At 34.7% G+C, this 14,593-nt stretch carries 20 protein-coding genes, 4 tRNA genes and 2 pseudogenes; 8 read left to right on the plus strand and 18 right to left on the minus strand.

Annotated elements, in window-relative coordinates; genetic code table 11:
- Window positions 1-112: 112 nt before the first annotated feature.
- Window positions 113-484: a hypothetical protein gene (locus IAE51_RS04805; RefSeq protein ID WP_058204320.1), complete on the plus strand. Its 372-nt coding sequence runs from the start codon at window positions 113-115 to the stop codon at window positions 482-484.
- A gap of 249 nt (window positions 485-733) precedes the next feature.
- Here IAE51_RS04805 and IAE51_RS04810 read toward each other — a convergent pair whose 3' ends face one another.
- From IAE51_RS04810 to IAE51_RS04865, 12 genes and pseudogenes are all read right to left on the minus strand, one after another.
- Complete coding sequence (locus IAE51_RS04810; protein WP_129880952.1) at window positions 734-919, minus strand: hypothetical protein; 186 nt, start codon at window positions 917-919, stop codon at window positions 734-736.
- 70 nt (window positions 920-989) lie between these two features.
- Window positions 990-1,074: transfer RNA gene (locus IAE51_RS04815), tRNA-Leu, on the minus strand.
- Between the two features lie 82 nt (window positions 1,075-1,156).
- Window positions 1,157-1,435 carry a hypothetical protein gene (locus IAE51_RS04820; RefSeq protein WP_129880953.1) on the minus strand — a complete coding sequence of 93 codons (279 nt, stop codon included), beginning with the start codon at window positions 1,433-1,435 and terminating at the stop codon, window positions 1,157-1,159.
- Between the two features lie 687 nt (window positions 1,436-2,122).
- A tRNA-Ser gene (locus tag IAE51_RS04825) sits at window positions 2,123-2,201 on the minus strand.
- Window positions 2,202-2,212: 11 nt separating this feature from the next.
- Window positions 2,213-2,285, minus strand: a tRNA-Asp gene (locus IAE51_RS04830).
- A 3-nt stretch (window positions 2,286-2,288) separates the two neighbouring features.
- A tRNA-Ser gene (locus IAE51_RS04835) sits at window positions 2,289-2,377 on the minus strand.
- A gap of 122 nt (window positions 2,378-2,499) precedes the next feature.
- A complete protein-coding gene (locus IAE51_RS04840; RefSeq protein ID WP_058204323.1) occupies window positions 2,500-3,285 on the minus strand; it encodes a peptidoglycan amidohydrolase family protein in 786 nt (261 codons plus the stop codon).
- 56 nt (window positions 3,286-3,341) lie between these two features.
- The gene (locus tag IAE51_RS04845) at window positions 3,342-3,560 is read right to left on the minus strand and encodes a holin (protein ID WP_058204324.1); all 219 of its coding nucleotides are present in this window, start codon (window positions 3,558-3,560) and stop codon (window positions 3,342-3,344) included.
- A gap of 12 nt (window positions 3,561-3,572) precedes the next feature.
- Window positions 3,573-3,794 (minus strand): hemolysin XhlA family protein, encoded by a 222-nt coding sequence (locus IAE51_RS04850; RefSeq protein ID WP_129880954.1) that lies wholly within the window; start codon window positions 3,792-3,794, stop codon window positions 3,573-3,575.
- A 582-nt stretch (window positions 3,795-4,376) separates the two neighbouring features.
- Window positions 4,377-4,457: pseudogene (locus IAE51_RS12425) on the minus strand (terminase small subunit); the annotation flags it as partial.
- A 204-nt stretch (window positions 4,458-4,661) separates the two neighbouring features.
- The gene (locus IAE51_RS04860) at window positions 4,662-5,393 is read right to left on the minus strand and encodes a M23 family metallopeptidase (RefSeq protein WP_180259749.1); all 732 of its coding nucleotides are present in this window, start codon (window positions 5,391-5,393) and stop codon (window positions 4,662-4,664) included.
- A gap of 294 nt (window positions 5,394-5,687) precedes the next feature.
- Window positions 5,688-6,111 (minus strand): annotated as a pseudogene (locus IAE51_RS04865) (RinA family protein).
- Between the two features lie 117 nt (window positions 6,112-6,228).
- Here IAE51_RS04865 and IAE51_RS04870 point away from each other — a divergent pair.
- The 4 genes from IAE51_RS04870 (at window position 6,229) to IAE51_RS04885 (ending at window position 8,120) form a co-directional block, all read left to right on the plus strand.
- Window positions 6,229-6,498: a DUF3892 domain-containing protein gene (locus IAE51_RS04870; protein ID WP_161935050.1), complete on the plus strand. Its 270-nt coding sequence runs from the start codon at window positions 6,229-6,231 to the stop codon at window positions 6,496-6,498.
- A gap of 120 nt (window positions 6,499-6,618) precedes the next feature.
- Window positions 6,619-6,774: a hypothetical protein gene (locus IAE51_RS04875; RefSeq protein ID WP_162838797.1), complete on the plus strand. Its 156-nt coding sequence runs from the start codon at window positions 6,619-6,621 to the stop codon at window positions 6,772-6,774.
- Window positions 6,775-6,993: 219 nt separating this feature from the next.
- Window positions 6,994-7,380 carry a DUF805 domain-containing protein gene (locus IAE51_RS04880; protein WP_058204862.1) on the plus strand — a complete coding sequence of 129 codons (387 nt, stop codon included), beginning with the start codon at window positions 6,994-6,996 and terminating at the stop codon, window positions 7,378-7,380.
- A gap of 176 nt (window positions 7,381-7,556) precedes the next feature.
- Window positions 7,557-8,120 carry a hypothetical protein gene (locus tag IAE51_RS04885; RefSeq protein ID WP_129880956.1) on the plus strand — a complete coding sequence of 188 codons (564 nt, stop codon included), beginning with the start codon at window positions 7,557-7,559 and terminating at the stop codon, window positions 8,118-8,120.
- A 136-nt stretch (window positions 8,121-8,256) separates the two neighbouring features.
- On the opposite strand, the gene IAE51_RS04890 is transcribed toward IAE51_RS04885, so the two are convergent.
- On the minus strand, window positions 8,257-8,499 hold the full coding sequence (locus tag IAE51_RS04890; RefSeq protein ID WP_129880957.1) for a hypothetical protein: 243 nt from the start codon (window positions 8,497-8,499) through the stop codon (window positions 8,257-8,259).
- The gene (locus tag IAE51_RS04895) at window positions 8,471-8,674 is read right to left on the minus strand and encodes a hypothetical protein (protein ID WP_058204859.1); all 204 of its coding nucleotides are present in this window, start codon (window positions 8,672-8,674) and stop codon (window positions 8,471-8,473) included. Before IAE51_RS04895 ends, IAE51_RS04890 begins: the two co-directional genes overlap by 29 nt.
- 70 nt (window positions 8,675-8,744) lie before the next feature.
- On the opposite strand from IAE51_RS04895, the gene IAE51_RS04900 reads away from it, so the two are divergent.
- The 3 genes from IAE51_RS04900 to IAE51_RS04910 all read left to right on the plus strand — a co-directional run bounded on the left by IAE51_RS04900 (window position 8,745) and on the right by IAE51_RS04910 (window position 10,271).
- The gene (locus IAE51_RS04900; RefSeq protein WP_168784472.1) at window positions 8,745-8,999 is read left to right on the plus strand and encodes a hypothetical protein; all 255 of its coding nucleotides are present in this window, start codon (window positions 8,745-8,747) and stop codon (window positions 8,997-8,999) included.
- A gap of 497 nt (window positions 9,000-9,496) precedes the next feature.
- The gene (locus IAE51_RS04905; RefSeq protein WP_058204857.1) at window positions 9,497-9,802 is read left to right on the plus strand and encodes a hypothetical protein; all 306 of its coding nucleotides are present in this window, start codon (window positions 9,497-9,499) and stop codon (window positions 9,800-9,802) included.
- A gap of 40 nt (window positions 9,803-9,842) precedes the next feature.
- Window positions 9,843-10,271: a tyrosine-type recombinase/integrase gene (locus IAE51_RS04910; RefSeq protein WP_233611035.1), complete on the plus strand. Its 429-nt coding sequence runs from the start codon at window positions 9,843-9,845 to the stop codon at window positions 10,269-10,271.
- Window positions 10,272-10,376: 105 nt separating this feature from the next.
- On the opposite strand, the gene IAE51_RS04915 is transcribed toward IAE51_RS04910, so the two are convergent.
- From IAE51_RS04915 to pyrR, 4 genes are all read right to left on the minus strand, one after another.
- Complete coding sequence (locus IAE51_RS04915; protein ID WP_200094869.1) at window positions 10,377-11,450, minus strand: carbamoyl phosphate synthase small subunit; 1,074 nt, start codon at window positions 11,448-11,450, stop codon at window positions 10,377-10,379.
- Between the two features lie 61 nt (window positions 11,451-11,511).
- The gene (locus tag IAE51_RS04920; protein WP_015426755.1) at window positions 11,512-12,444 is read right to left on the minus strand and encodes an aspartate carbamoyltransferase catalytic subunit; all 933 of its coding nucleotides are present in this window, start codon (window positions 12,442-12,444) and stop codon (window positions 11,512-11,514) included.
- Between the two features lie 183 nt (window positions 12,445-12,627).
- Window positions 12,628-13,920 (minus strand): uracil-xanthine permease family protein, encoded by a 1,293-nt coding sequence (locus tag IAE51_RS04925; RefSeq protein ID WP_200094870.1) that lies wholly within the window; start codon window positions 13,918-13,920, stop codon window positions 12,628-12,630.
- A gap of 94 nt (window positions 13,921-14,014) precedes the next feature.
- Window positions 14,015-14,536, minus strand: coding sequence for a bifunctional pyr operon transcriptional regulator/uracil phosphoribosyltransferase PyrR (gene pyrR, locus IAE51_RS04930; protein WP_010906054.1), 522 nt, complete (start codon window positions 14,534-14,536; stop codon window positions 14,015-14,017).
- Window positions 14,537-14,593 lie beyond the last annotated feature (57 nt).

A 14,593-nucleotide genomic window follows, 5' to 3' on the forward strand; every position in this document is an offset into this window, starting at 1 on the left:
AATTATTATATTACCATCACACTATTTTGTAAAGAATATTGTTTTGATTAAAATACCTTGCATAATCATTTACATTTTGATATTCTTTTTAAAAATATACTTGGAGAACAATATGAAAAAAATATTATTTACAATTTTAGCTTTAGGTTTTAGTTTAATCGTATTGAGTAGTTGTCAGGCTAGAAAAGATAGTTCGGATTGGCTACAGGGAGACTGGTATAGTAAGGACTGGAACGTAACTTATTCTATCATTATGCAAAATGAGGATGACTGGGTAATTAAGGATGGAGAGCATACCATTGCAAGATGTTCACAAGAATACACTGACGAAAATAACAAAAAAGAGATCGAACTTGTTAGTAAGAAAGGAACTGAATTCCATATCACTCCTCTTGATAAAACTCATATAAAATTTCAACAAATAAGTAAAGATGGCACATTAGGAACTACTGATGCAGTCGAGTTTGTGAAAAAACAATATTAGAAGACAGGATCAATCCCTGTTTTTTTGTTGTAAAGAAAAATGGAGATTTATTTATAAAATATATCAATAATTCGTATATACCAACCTTTCGTTGGAATTTTTTCTTGTTAAAACGCACAAAAGAGCCAAAATAAAAAAACTCATTTTAAGAAGTTTCTACTATATATTTATAGTTCTTGCTGGACTCGAACCAGCGACCGGCTATTTTTCAATATATTAAAGCAATTGCAGAAGTGTCATGCATTCGTATTATCGGCCTTCCAGATTCCCAATACCTTCTTTATAATAATTCATAAATTCTTCAAACTCTTCGTCGTCTGTATATAGATAATCATCGTGAATAGGCTGGTCTACATTTACATAATCAATAAAAACATTTGAATTCTTTTTACTCTTAATTGCAAAAACTTTAAAGCTTTTACCATAATAATCCATATCTTCAATTATACGTCCAATTAAATTCCTATTACCTTCACAATACCTCGTGTTAAATTATAGTTTAATATGCTCAAAGAGGGACTTGAACCCTCACGGTTTATATAACCAACGGATTTTAAGTCCGCAGCGTCTGCCAATTCCGCCATTCGAGCTGATAGTATATTATAACATGAAAAGTTGACGTTTTTAAAGAAAAAAGGTGAAATGGTTACATAGGGTATGCATGTTAACTTTTTACCTTTTTTTGATAAATATGTTAAGTTTTAAAGATAGATCACTTTTCAAATCCTCTAGTGCATCTTCTCCTTTTTTTACCATAGGAAGAATAATTTCTTCAAATAACCCTTTACCAGCTGTATAAGCTGCTCCAGATAACTCCTTTCCATTTACAACAGAAATAAGATGGTTACATCCTAACAGCAAACTTTCAATAAGTTGTTCTCCCGTATTAATGTTAGCCTTTATCGCTTTAGTTAAGCCTTCAGCATCCTTAGGGTCATAAATTAATCCCATAAATCCTCCATACTGTTTTTTTGTAATTAAATCACTTTAATTACAAAAAGGCAAAATTTTTTTCCAGATTTACTAATGCTTTGCTATGATTACAATGCATTGAATAACTCCTCAGTCATAGTTAACAATATCAACACAAACAATTTCAGAGATATCCACTAGTTGTCCTGTGACTAGTGGATTTTTTATAAGAAAATACCAGCAAATTGCTGACACCTATGTTTAAGACTTTCATTATACCATATTTGTTGAGGTCAACAACAATGAAAATCAAAAAAAGTACCCGGAGTAAGGGGTGCTTAGGAGTATTTATGAAAAAGTTTTATTTTTGGAATAGAGTTATTATAGTACTTCTTTCTTAAATCAAGCAAAAGAAAAATATGCCAATAACGGTTAGAGCATTTCTTTTGATAGCGTTCTCTTTTATTGGTATTCTTAAACTATCAATTAAGAAGGAAACCCGAAATGGTTGGGAGAATATTTTTATTTAGTGGGTTCAATCCCCGCCTCCTTCATTATTTACGCTAGAATTCTTTGCAATGTTTTACCTCTAGTTAAATATTTAAATTAGCCTACTAGTCCGCTGCTAGTAGGATTTTTTTGTAAAAAAAGCCCGTCTTGTGACAGGCATTTGTAAGAAATCCTCATATCGAAGAGAAATCAAGCACTACTCGTGGATAGTGCTCAAGGGGAGTAAGGTATTCGAACCCTCGCAACGATTTCTCGACCTAACGATTTAGCAAACCGTCCTCTTAAGTAACTCCCCAAAACTATAAACGGTTCTGACGGGAATTGAACCCGCGATCTTCGCCGTGACAGGGCGACGTGATAACCGCTACACTACAGAACCTAAAGGGGATGTGGGATTCGAACCCACGCACGCTTTTACACGCCTGACGGTTTTCAAGACCGTTCCCTTCAGCCAGACTTGGGTAATCCTCCGAACTACTAAATTAGTATATCATTTATTTTCTCATATAACAAATATAAAACACTAACGTAACGAATATATTACTTTTTCTTTTATAAAACAAAAAAGTCCTGACCGAAGTCAGGGTTAATTTTTATAATGTATTCGCATTTAATCGTCGTTGCAATTCTCTCACAGAATCAGATACTGGGCTAATTGTTCCGTCTTGTGTTGTTCCAAGATGTTTTTGTAGTGCTTCAATCGTAGCTTTGCCAAATAGTCCGTCTTGACCAATGCCTAAGAATCTTTGCAATGCTTTGACCACATTTGAACCTGTCAGTGATGAATCAAATTGTGCAGCATATATATTTTGATTAAAGGTTTGTTTGTACTGGTGACTAATTACTCCGTCTTTACCAGTTGTATCAAAGTATTCTTGCAACCGTTTAGCAGTCGCATTTCCAAATTGACCATCAATGTTTAACATAACCATTTGTGGCTTATTGTCAGTATTTCCTGAACCTGAGCCTGAGCCAACAATTTGATAAAAGTGATGTGGTAAGCGAGTACTCATATAAGAATCATTCGTATCAACCGCAATTCCATTGTGAGCGTAAGAACAGTGAATGAATGATCCATTGCTTAGGAAAATACCTGTGTGTCCGTCAGATCCAGCCGAACCTCCTGGAGTGCCTGAAATGAAAATATCGCCACGTTGTACTTCTCCTCGACTGATTTCCTTCAGTTTTGTTCCTGACATCCCAAACAAGGTTTCAGTATTTCCCATTGAACCTGCTGATAGAAACCCACCAGCTACCATTGAAAAGAATACTGACGAGCTGCAGTCATAACTATTAGCGCCCATTCGTGAAGTCATTGAGTAAGTGACTTTACCTTTACGAGCTTGCATCCAAGCAATCATATTTTCAATACTTGACATTATTCGCCTCCTTCTGTGAATTCATGGTCCATGTCTTTATAGATATTTGGTTGAACTTATACATTAGTTTTAACCAAGCTTGCTGTATCATAACCAATGGTTAAACTTCCGATTGAAGTTAATACAGAAATTAATGTCGCAAATCCTGCGATACTTAGGGCTTGAATCCAGTCAACACCAATTAAGCCAGTAACTCCTGCTCCCAATGCACCAATCATTGCTTGTGCAAATGTTTTAATTGCACGTTCTACTAAATCTTTAAAAAATATTTTCATGTTCTTTCTCCTTCAAAATTTGCTTAAAAAATAAATAACAATTGAAATCCCAAGACCAATCATATGGCCCCAAGCCCATTTGTTATTTGCTTTTATTTCTTTAATATCATCTGCATTGTTCAAAGCGATTAAATGAGCCTGTTCAGCTTTTTCTCTGATTGACTCATAATTATCAAGCTTTGTTTCTATTCTGGCCAACCGTTCAAGAACTTCTTGCCATGCTTTTTCCTCCATAACTTCCTTTCTATTTTATGATTCTGGGAATGGGTCTTTTGTTATATAAACACACGAAGCAGAGAGCATGTAGTCGGATGTAGTAATACCACCTGACGCATATAAGTCAACTTGCCCACTTGAGTGAACTTCGAGCCACGAGAACTTAGTAGAATTTGACAAATCATGTTGCCATAAACAGGAATTACCAATTGGGCGCCAGCCGACTGGCAAAGTAGCAACTTCTCTATTCCATCCGTTAGGTGGAGCAGTTGTGTGTCTTAATTCAGAATAAATAGTAACTAAGTTACCAACCCTTGTGAATATAGTAGTACGACCGAAACCAGTTGATTGTGTAAGAGTCGCAATTTTACCCATTTCTAAAGTGCCAGTTACAGTCACTTTCCCAGAATCATCATCCATTACTGTTTTTGACCAACTGCTCCATGTTTGAGAAGTTCCTGATATAGAACGACTATAAGTCCAAGTTGTATCTTGTTTAGGAGAATATACTGTTAATTCTTGAAGTAAACCTGTGACTGTCAAAAAAGCATAGAAATTTAGCCCACTAAGTTCAGAAGGAACGTTCAATATATCCGTTTTTTTTAAAGCTGATTGATAAGCATTACCTGTGATGATGTACTCATCAGCAAATGCTTGTTGCCTAAGATTTAATTTACTCAGTTTCCACCACCTTTCTCCAACAATAAAAGGCTGCCCAGTGGACAACCTGTAATAAAATAGCCAGCGTAAACTGACTAATAAATAATTTAAATATTTTTCCATGCATCGGCATTAAGCCAACACAATCGAATAGCAAGTCAGGGAGTCGAACCCTGAGAGAAACCATGCTTGCTACCAAAAGGTTAATTAAACCTACTGACCTTATTATTTACCATTCGTAAATGATGGGAATTTATTAATCATTGCATGATATTCATCTCCACTGACATCATCATGAATAGGTTTAATCTTACCAGTTTTTTCCATTAAATTAAGTTTATTATAAATTAAGTTATCATCGCCAGTCCCTCCACCAACGATACAACGTCCGTTATAAAGAAATCCAGCTGTTCCTTTTGAACCTCCACTTACAACATTAAATTTAATCATTTCATCTTCCCCCTCTGTTTCTGGTCCAGGATTATCTGTTCCTGTTCCATTTTGAATAATATTAATTGGATTTAACCAAGTTCCATCATCTTTGAATGCTGATGATTGCGCTAAAAGCCATTCTTTTTTTGTAATTCCCAAGTGTAAATGACTTGTATTACGTGTGCCAATTACTTGCCCTAATGAAACTGACTGTCCTACACTAACATTAATATTAGATGTACTAGTACCAAATTCTTGATAGACAACATAGTAACCGCTTGAATCTTTTGTTACAACTACTGTACCTAAGGCACCATATCCTGCCGGTGCCATACCAGCATAAACTACTGTTCCAGCATGAACTGCTGCAATATTTGAGCCAGGGTATTTTGCTGAACCAAAGTCAAATCCATCATGGAAATAATCGCCATGTCCTGTACGATCATAGGTTGTCATACCAAATTGTTGACCTTCTTCGTAGCCTTTATAGCCACCCGAAAAAGGCCATCCCCAATCATTTGCCATATCGTATCTTCTTTCTTGCTTATTCAGTTCAATTAAACTCGTCAGTCTAATTGACTGTAATTCCTAATATACAGCTGTATCAAATTTAGGAATGACTCAAAGTCGGAATCGAACCGACCGCAGTTATGCTAGTCCAACTTTTGAGCCTTTATGAAGTATATCCAAATCGAATTAATTGATATTTTGTGCTTTTGACTTTTACTTCATAATACAAGTATATCAGCAAAAACAGTGGTTGAGGTGCCAATTTCATGCCGAAAACGTTCCATTTTTCTCCCAATTTGTCCCATGATTTCAGATAAAACTAATAATATGAGGAGCAATGTCTTTTCTAAAGCGGTAGTAAATAAACTTAGCTTTCTTTTCTGAAATCTCAATTCCTTCGTTATCAAGCTCCATTATCACTCTGTACCAAGTAAGGCCACCGTAACCGAAGTGTTTCAACCTTACAATTTCTTTTTCATTGTAAATCAAGGAATCATACCATAGGTTGAATTTGGTACATCAGGTCTTTGAGTTTGATGTATTCCTCATCATTTTCAAGCGCTTCTTTATTTAAGACATGACTTTCGGGTTTAGAACCACCAGAATAAGCTGTACGAATGCCCAAATTATCAACTTTTTGCTTATAAAGATATCTGCTTTCAATTGATTTTATTCTGGCTTCAAGTCTGCCATTAACGTAATCTCCAATAATTTTATCTAACTTATCTGCCATTAATCAAATCCTCCTTTTTAATATAATCCAGTTAGAAAGTTCTTGCTATATTCGTTCTTTGTAGACTTTATTTTTTCACAAAGAAAGTCTATAATGAAAATAAAAAAGGGGAAATTTATGGTTTATAAAATCACACATATTCGTCTTTCTAACCCTTCTGAGGTATCCACTAAAAAAATTACTCATATAAAATTAGAGAGTGGTGTTGTGGAAACAGCTGCTATGGCTGCTTATTTTATAGATATGGGGTGTAAGTACACTTATACAAATAGTGCTGGTAAAGAAATATTTGTTACTTCTGTCCATCCTATTTTTGGTAATCCATATATAGAGACGCTTGATCGAACGACTGAATTTGATGAATTACTTAACTTACCCCATTTCTAATTCCAATAGGCTTGCAACCGATTAATTTCTACTCTTTGTGTTTTCGATTTATTAATGCTATACTTGGCAGTATAGAATTTCGCCATGCCTTTCGTATTTTTAAGAAAGGAGAATGCAATTATGACAGTCACTAACAAAAATAAATTTTTCCAATATACAGTAACTCTTGATACTTCAAATGATATTTTTAGAGCAAATCTTGCTGATAACTCAGGAATCTATGGTTATGGAAATACCATTGAAGACGCAGTTAAACATTTGGAAAACTTAGTTTAAAATGACATGCAACTACTACCAATATGGTGGTAGTTTTTTACTTAAATTCATATAGTTACAAATCACTTCTTTAGATATACCATTTTTAATTTTTATATATTTGTTAATATTATGAGCCTAATTTAACAGCTTTTTCATTTTTTTACTTACACTTTTGTAAGTTTTGATATTGTACAAAAATGTATAATATGTTTATTCTCAGAAAGGAAAATTCCAAATATGAATAATGTGTACATAAGATTTTGGAAAAAAATTAATGATATTCATGGTAAGTGTAGTGTCAAAGAATACTGGAAAATTATGTTTATTCATCTAAGTATATATATCATTTTATTTTTTTCATTTTCTATAGGCATGTTGTTAAAAGTTAATTATGGTTTAGATAAGATAGGCTCTTTTCTTATTGAAGGTAGCATTATTGTTTCGATAATAAATTTTTTGGTCACATTATGGCCAAATCTTACTATCACCAAAAGAAGGTTAAATGATGCCGGTTTGAGCTGGGTCATATTATTTTTTATTTTTCTTCCTTTTGGTCCTCTAATAATTATTTATTTTTTGGCAACCCCCACCGAAAATGACGAATGGAATTTTTACTCAAAATAATTATAAATACTTTAAGATAACTTAATTTATTATAATTTAGTGAAATTTATCCCAACTATCTCCATCAGTCATTGACCAGAGATATTAGTTTGTTTTTCAATTCATCTCTCCTTTTCATGTATTTTTATAGTAAAATTAGAAAGTATTTAATATTTTATTTATCATGGAAGGTTTGTATGAACTTTATTATTAACAACCATATTTTTTTTAACTTAATTATCTTTGCACTTATATTAGTTTTCTTTGTCTTAATATTTAAGCAAGCTCAGTCTATAAAGCAAAGAAATAAAACAAAAGAAGCTCGTGTTCTTAAAGAATTTTCAGAGTTAACTGAACTTGACTTGAAATATCGTAAGGTAGCTCTTTCAAACTATATTCGCTATTACCTCTTTACCTCTAAGCAAAGAGCTTGGTTTACTATCTCAATCCTAAGTGCTTTAATTTTCCTAAGTGGAGGAATATTCTCCATATTTTTAACAGATAAAGACTACATTGTGCTTTTTTGTTTTGCAATATCTTACTACTTTATTTTCTTTTTAAGAGTTAAACAACCTAGTATTGAAAAGCAACTAGAATTTTGGAAAGAATATTTAATTAAACACCCAGAAAATCATTTAAAAGTTTTAGTCCCTACTGAAAATGAAGCGAAAAATATGGATAAAGAACAAAAGAAATTAAGTGTTTATTTGTTCATTACAGCCACATTATTTCTTTTACTAAGTATGTTATCAAATATCTGATTATTTTATCTGTTTTTATAATTCATTAATTACCACAAGCGCTCCGGTGCTTTTTTCATCCCTTCATCACTCTCACTAAAGATAAGTCTTGGACTCGCCATTGGCTCCATTTCTATTTCAAACTTCATATTTTCCTTTAAACGATTTTTATTTCTTCGTACTCGTCATCGACACGTTTTCCGTGTTCCATGTGCCAAGGCGAAATACGTTCTGATACTTCTTCAACGCTCATACCTGTCTTTGATGATATAAACAACCACGGACTTAATAATATCCCGTTTGCTTTGGCCCATTTAAGCCATTCATCAAGATATCCCAGAGTAATTCCGTCACAAACACTACTAGCTAATTCAAGATAATGCTTTCTGATCTCGTTCATTATGTAAGCCCATTTCCCCAGCAAGTTTATACATTTCGTTTTGAGTCATTCCAGTTGTATCGACACCCGCTTTGATAAGCTTATACTCATCTCCCCATCCAGGAAGCCCCTTAGTTGATTTGGAGAATTTCTTTTTCGGCTCATCAGGTACAGTTTGATAATCAAAAAATATCATGTCTTTTAGAAAGACGACAGCATTTTTACTATTTACTATATTGAATATGCTCAGACACATCCAGAAGAAATTGAACAAAGTAGAATTAGACAGCAAGAAACTAAAAAAGCTGCCGAAACTAAAAAGGCTGAATCTGCTAGACAAGCCGAAGCTGCTAGACAAGCCAAAGCCGCTAAACAAGCCGAAGCTGTTGCTCAAGCACAAGCTGCTGCTCAAACTGAACAAAATGGAAATTCTAGTGGTTATACTCGGGATGCAAATGGCAGATGGCACCGTTCTAACGGACAATTTGCTTCAAAAAAAGAAATTGCTGCTGCAGAACTAGTTTGGTAAATTTTAATCAAAAAATCCACCCTATTTTTGGTCGGACCAGGGTGGATTTAATCTCAAATACAGTATAAACACTTCAAAAGAAGCACTTTTACTGTACTCAATTTTAGCAAGAAAGTGAGTAAAAATCAAATGTGGATAGTCGGCCTAAAAAACGGAAAATTTAAGTATTGCGAGAGATATATTGACCCTTATTCTGAGAAAACAAAGACTGCAAGTGTGACTTTAGAAAAGGATACACCACAGGCTAAAAAAACAAGCGATAAAACTCTTATCTGAAAAGATAGAAGATATCACTACTACTGATCCAGCTCAAAAAAATATAACTTTTGGCGAGCTTCTCAATGAATGGTTCCCTTACTATCAGGCAAAAAATAAGAGAAAAACTTGGAAACAAGTTGATGGTAATTTAAAAAGGATACATGCGGTAATCTCTGATGATATGCTTATAAAAAAATTGATGGAAAACTGATAACTAAACCTATTGATTAAATGTACACATTTGGGACATACTCTTATAATTACACTAGTCAAATTCGAGCATTGCTTTCAACAATTTTTAAATTTGCAATCAGCCGAAAATATTTATCAAATAATCCTGTAAAAGACACTAAAATCCCTCTTAAGATAGAGGATAAAAATAAACAACGTGAAAAGATAGAGAACAAATACCTTGAACGAGATGAAGCTGAAAAAATAATATCATATTTAGCTAACAAAAAAGGGGGTTGCTTCATTCTAGGATGTCAGAGTTCCTATGGCTTACTGGTTTGCGATATGGAGAGCTTAAAGCTTTAAAGTAACTATCATGACGGTTCGATAAGAGTTGAGGGAAGGCTTGATAGCTTTATGCGAAGTATTACAGAAGCAGAAAAAAACATTGCCTAAGACTTCTACCAGTTTCCGTGTAGTTGACTTGCCAGATAGGGCCATAGAAATAATTGAAGAGAGAAAACAGTTCGATTTAATTCATTTCTCTGCTGAAGATGATGACTATATTTTCTTATCCAGTAGAGGAAATCCTTTAGTATTGAACTCATTTAATTTAAAATTAAAAGAAGCTGCAAAAGCGAATCATATCGACAAAGAAATTTCATCTCATATTTTTAGGCATTCTCATGTTTCACTTCTCTCAGAACTCGGTATGCCATTAAAATCTATCATGGAAAGAGTTGGACATTCTGATGCAAAAGTAACTCTTAAAATATATAATCACGTTACTAAAAAGGGAAAAAAGGATATTGTTGATGCACTTAATAATTTATAAAAAAAGAACCTGCTATAAAACAGGTTTTTTATTTTTGCTACTTTTTTGCTACTTTTATCAAATCTACAAAAAATTAACACTTATAAAATCAGTTATATCAACACTTTATTTTTTAAAATTATCCATGAGATCCATGAAATCATCAAAAAGATAGCTGGCATCGTGAGGCCCAGGAGCTGCGTCTGGGTGAAATTGGACTGAAAAAGCTGGGAAGTGTTTGTGACGCACTCCTTCAACTGAGTCGTCATTGATTTCAACATGGGTAATCATTAGGTCTTCAGGTAAGTTTTCTGATGAAACGGCATATCCATGATTTTGTGAGGTGAAGTCAATTCGTCCTGTTGCAATTTCACGAACGGCATGGTTAAATCCACGATGTCCAAATTTCATTTTGTAGGTTTTTGCTCCATTTGCAAGACTAAATAATTGATGACCTAAGCAAATACCGAAAATCGGAATTTTACCTTGAATTTCTTTAATCATTTCAATTGCTTCTGGTACATCTGTTGGGTCCCCAGGACCATTAGTCAACATAACACCATCAGGTTCCATTTCCAAAATTTCTTTAGCACTGGTGTTGCATGGGACAACGGTGAGATTACATTCGCGTTTTGAAAGTTCACGTAGGATACTGTGTTTCAAGCCAAAGTCAACAACGACAACTTTTCTGCCTGTATTTGGTGATGGATAAGCGGTCGTCGTACTACTTGTTTCAACTTGATTTGTTGGTAATACTGTCGCTTGAAGTTGGCTCATTTGATGCTCTACTTCATCTCTTGCTTGTACAAGTGAGGCCTTCATAGTGCCGTGTTCTCGAACAATTTTAGTAATCGCTCGAGTATCCACACCTGTAATTCCAGGAATATTTTTTGCTTTTAAAAATTCATCAAAAGACATTTGCATCCGCCAGTTCGAAGGACGGCGCGCTGCTTCATGAACAACTACGGCTTTACAGGTTGGATGAATTGATTCATAATCATCTCGGTTGACGCCATAATTTCCAACAATTGGATAAGTGAAAGTCAAAATTTGTCCGTTATATGATTGGTCAGTGATTGATTCTTGATAGCCTGTCATTCCTGTATTAAAGACAAGTTCACCTGTAACATCCAAGTTTGCACCAAGAGATTCTCCCTCAAAAATGGTTCCGTCTTCTAAAATTAAAAGTCTTTTGCTCATAATAAATATTTCCTTTGAATTTTGCTTTAGCAATTTTTTTTCTTGTTGTCAGCGCTTTGAATTATTTAGCTTTTTTTCCAGCAAGAATTGCTTCAAGAATTGCCATTCGAGTATAAACACCATTGCTCATTTGTTGAACAATCCGACTTTGTGGGCTTTCAACAAGGCTGTCAGCAATTTCAACATCACGATTGACTGGAGCTGGGTGCATGATAATGGCTGTTGGTTTCAACATTTTTGCTCGTTCTTCTGTCAGTCCAAAATGATTATGGTAGCCTTCTTTAGAAAAGCTTTCGCCACTATCATGACGTTCGTGTTGAACGCGTAAGAGCATATGAACGTCAAGTTCTGGCAAAATTCGGTCTAGGTTGGCATAATGACCGTAATCATCGAATTCTTCACTATACCATGCTGCTGGGCCTGTAAAGTAAAGCCTAGCTCCTAATTTTTGGAGCATCATCATATTAGATTTGGCGACACGTGAATGGGTTAAATCTCCGGAAATTGCGATTTTTAAACCTTCAAATTTGCCAAATTCTTCATAAATGGTCATCAAGTCAAGTAAACATTGACTTGGATGTTGCCCTGAACCATCTCCACCGTTAACAATCGCACAATGAATATTATCTGAATTCACTAATTCTTCATAGTAATGTTCTACTCCTGAACGTATAACACAGATATCAACGCCAAGTGCATCAAGTGTTAAGACGGTATCGTAAAGAGTTTCTCCTTTACTAATTGAGCTTGCTTGCGCATCAAATTCAAGAACATCTAAGCCTAATTTACGCTCAGCAATATGGAAACTATGGTGCGTTCTTGTAGAATTTTCAAAGAAAAGATTTGAAGCAAAAGTTTGTTTTTCTAAATCAAATTCTGCTGTTCCTGCTTTGAAAGCTGAGGCTCTTTTGATAAGTCCCATGACTTCATCAACACTCAATTTTTCCATACTTGTGAGGTTTTCGAGTTGAACTAATCCATTTTTTACTGACATGAGGTCTCCTTTACCCTGACTGTGTGCTCTCTGTCACAACAGTTTTATTGACAATATATTTGATTGTTTTGTCAGTAAACTGACAAAATTTTTATCTACTGATGGAAATCTCGATAGGATTTCTATCAGTTATAAGTTCACTTTTTTTAATTACTGACGATTCTGTCAGTAAGTTTGAATCTTTTAAATTTCGCTAGGATCTTTTGGCAAGACAAGATTTAAAACAATTCCGAGAATTGTTGCAATGGCTACTGATGAAATTTGTAAATTTTGAGTGATATTAATAATCATTCCACCAATCCCGATAACAAGAACAACTGAGCTGATTAGTAAGTTTCGTTTGATATCAAAATTAACTTTATTTTCAACTAAAATTTTCAAACCAGAAGCTGCAATTACTCCAAAAAGGGCAATTGATGCTCCCCCGATGACGGGTGCTGGAATTGATTGCAAGAGTGCTGTAATTTTCCCAATGAATGAGACAACGATAGCAAGAACGGCAGCTCCAGCAATAACATAAATCGAATGAATTTTTGTAATTGCCATAACTCCAATATTTTCACCGTAAGAGGTCACCGGCGGTGCACCAATAAATCCGGCGATGATTTGAGCTAGACCGTCACCAGTTAATGTTTTTTCTAATCCTGGTTCTTTAAAGTAATCTTTTTTAGTTAATGAATTCAAAACCATAATGTGGCCAAAATGCTCAGTCATTGTGACAAAAGCAATCGGTGCCATTGTCAAAATTGCTGACGGATAGAAGGCCCACTTGTAATTGGCAAATGGAATTTCCATTGGTGGAATGGTCAGCCACTTAGCATGTGAGATTCCAGTGAATGAAACAATGTTCATCCCTGTAATCTTACCAATAATCATTGCTGCAACATATCCTGTGATGATTCCAAGTAAAATTGGAACAACTGACAGAAATCCTTTGCCATAGATACTGTAAATGACAATAGATAACACAGTGATGAGGGCAATAATGATATAAGCTAAACTGTATCCTTTTAAATTTGCAACGTCCGTGTACATGGCATCATTAATTGCTGTTGGAGCAAGTGATAATCCAATGACCATAACGATTGGCCCAACGACGATTGGCGGTAAAACTTTGTCAATCCAGCCTTTACCTGCAAATTTTACAATTAAAGCGACAATCAGATAAACCAATCCACCGGTCATTGCCCCTTGAGCAATGGCTGGCATTCCACCGTTTTTCATCAGTAAAGTCATCGCACCAATATAGGCAAAGCTTGAACCCATGTAAGCTGGCACTTTAAATTTTGTAACACTCATGTGTGCAAGTGTACCAAGTCCAGAACTCAAGAGGGCAATGGCTGGGTTAATCCCAACAAAAATTGGCACCAAAACCGTTGAGCCAAACATGGCAAACAAATGTTGAAATGAGAGACCAAACCACTGACTTGCAGCTGGTTTCTCATCAACTTTTAAGATAATATCATTATCGTGCACTTTTTTCTCCTAAAACTCTAAGTTGAATATTTGTTAATTCTTTCGTCAGTAACTGACAGCATATTTTTTACTTTAAATTACTGACAGAAATTTTTTAATCTTCACGTTTAATTAAAATACTATCATTGCCATCGTGTTCAGACATTTGAACAATGATTTCTTCATCACGACCTGTTGGAATATTTTTCCCAACGTAGTCTGCACGAATTGGCAATTCACGATGTCCACGGTCAACTAATACAGCCAATTGAACACGAGCTGGACGACCGAGTTTTACAATTCCATCAATTGCCGCACGGATTGTCCGACCTGTGTAGAGCACATCATCGACAAGAATGACATCTTTTCCTGTAATATCGATGTCAATTTCTGTCGTGTCTTCTTGAGCTTGTTTGTCATCACGGAATGGACGTGTATCCAACTCACCAAAAGGAATTTCCAAACCTTCTAATTGTTGCAAACGTTCTTGGATTCTTTTTGCTAAATAAACACCACGTGTTTTAATCCCAATCAAAACCAATTTGTCCAGCTCTTTATTACGTTCAATAATCTCGTAAGTGATACGTGTAATTGCACGTTTCATTGTGATTTCGTCAATAATTTCTTTTCTAGCCATTGTGGCTCCTTTCATTCTTGATGATCAATTGGTCAGTAAACTAACAAATCTTTCATT

It is taken from the genome of Lactococcus sp. S64 (assembly GCF_016516525.1).
Lineage (GTDB): Bacteria > Bacillota > Bacilli > Lactobacillales > Streptococcaceae > Lactococcus > Lactococcus lactis.

Bases quoted from the DNA above. Each gene is read 5' to 3' on its own strand.
- IAE51_RS04805 (WP_058204320.1), top strand. From the start codon at position 113: ATGAAAAAAATATTATTTACAATTTTAGCTTTAGGTTTTAGTTTAATC.
- IAE51_RS04810 (WP_129880952.1), bottom strand. From the start codon at position 919: ATGGATTATTATGGTAAAAGCTTTAAAGTTTTTGCAATTAAGAGTAAA.
- IAE51_RS04820 (WP_129880953.1), bottom strand. From the start codon at position 1,435: ATGGGATTAATTTATGACCCTAAGGATGCTGAAGGCTTAACTAAAGCG.
- IAE51_RS04840 (WP_058204323.1), bottom strand. From the start codon at position 3,285: ATGTCAAGTATTGAAAATATGATTGCTTGGATGCAAGCTCGTAAAGGT.
- IAE51_RS04845 (WP_058204324.1), bottom strand. From the start codon at position 3,560: ATGAAAATATTTTTTAAAGATTTAGTAGAACGTGCAATTAAAACATTT.
- IAE51_RS04850 (WP_129880954.1), bottom strand. From the start codon at position 3,794: ATGGAGGAAAAAGCATGGCAAGAAGTTCTTGAACGGTTGGCCAGAATA.
- IAE51_RS04860 (WP_180259749.1), bottom strand. From the start codon at position 5,393: ATGGCAAATGATTGGGGATGGCCTTTTTCGGGTGGCTATAAAGGCTAC.
- IAE51_RS04870 (WP_161935050.1), top strand. From the start codon at position 6,229: ATGGTTTATAAAATCACACATATTCGTCTTTCTAACCCTTCTGAGGTA.
- IAE51_RS04875 (WP_162838797.1), top strand. From the start codon at position 6,619: ATGACAGTCACTAACAAAAATAAATTTTTCCAATATACAGTAACTCTT.
- IAE51_RS04880 (WP_058204862.1), top strand. From the start codon at position 6,994: ATGAATAATGTGTACATAAGATTTTGGAAAAAAATTAATGATATTCAT.
- IAE51_RS04885 (WP_129880956.1), top strand. From the start codon at position 7,557: ATGAACTTTATTATTAACAACCATATTTTTTTTAACTTAATTATCTTT.
- IAE51_RS04890 (WP_129880957.1), bottom strand. From the start codon at position 8,499: ATGAACGAGATCAGAAAGCATTATCTTGAATTAGCTAGTAGTGTTTGT.
- IAE51_RS04895 (WP_058204859.1), bottom strand. From the start codon at position 8,674: ATGATATTTTTTGATTATCAAACTGTACCTGATGAGCCGAAAAAGAAA.
- IAE51_RS04905 (WP_058204857.1), top strand. From the start codon at position 9,497: ATGTACACATTTGGGACATACTCTTATAATTACACTAGTCAAATTCGA.
- IAE51_RS04915 (WP_200094869.1), bottom strand. From the start codon at position 11,450: ATGAGCAAAAGACTTTTAATTTTAGAAGACGGAACCATTTTTGAGGGA.
- IAE51_RS04920 (WP_015426755.1), bottom strand. From the start codon at position 12,444: ATGTCAGTAAAAAATGGATTAGTTCAACTCGAAAACCTCACAAGTATG.
- pyrR (WP_010906054.1), bottom strand. From the start codon at position 14,536: ATGGCTAGAAAAGAAATTATTGACGAAATCACAATGAAACGTGCAATT.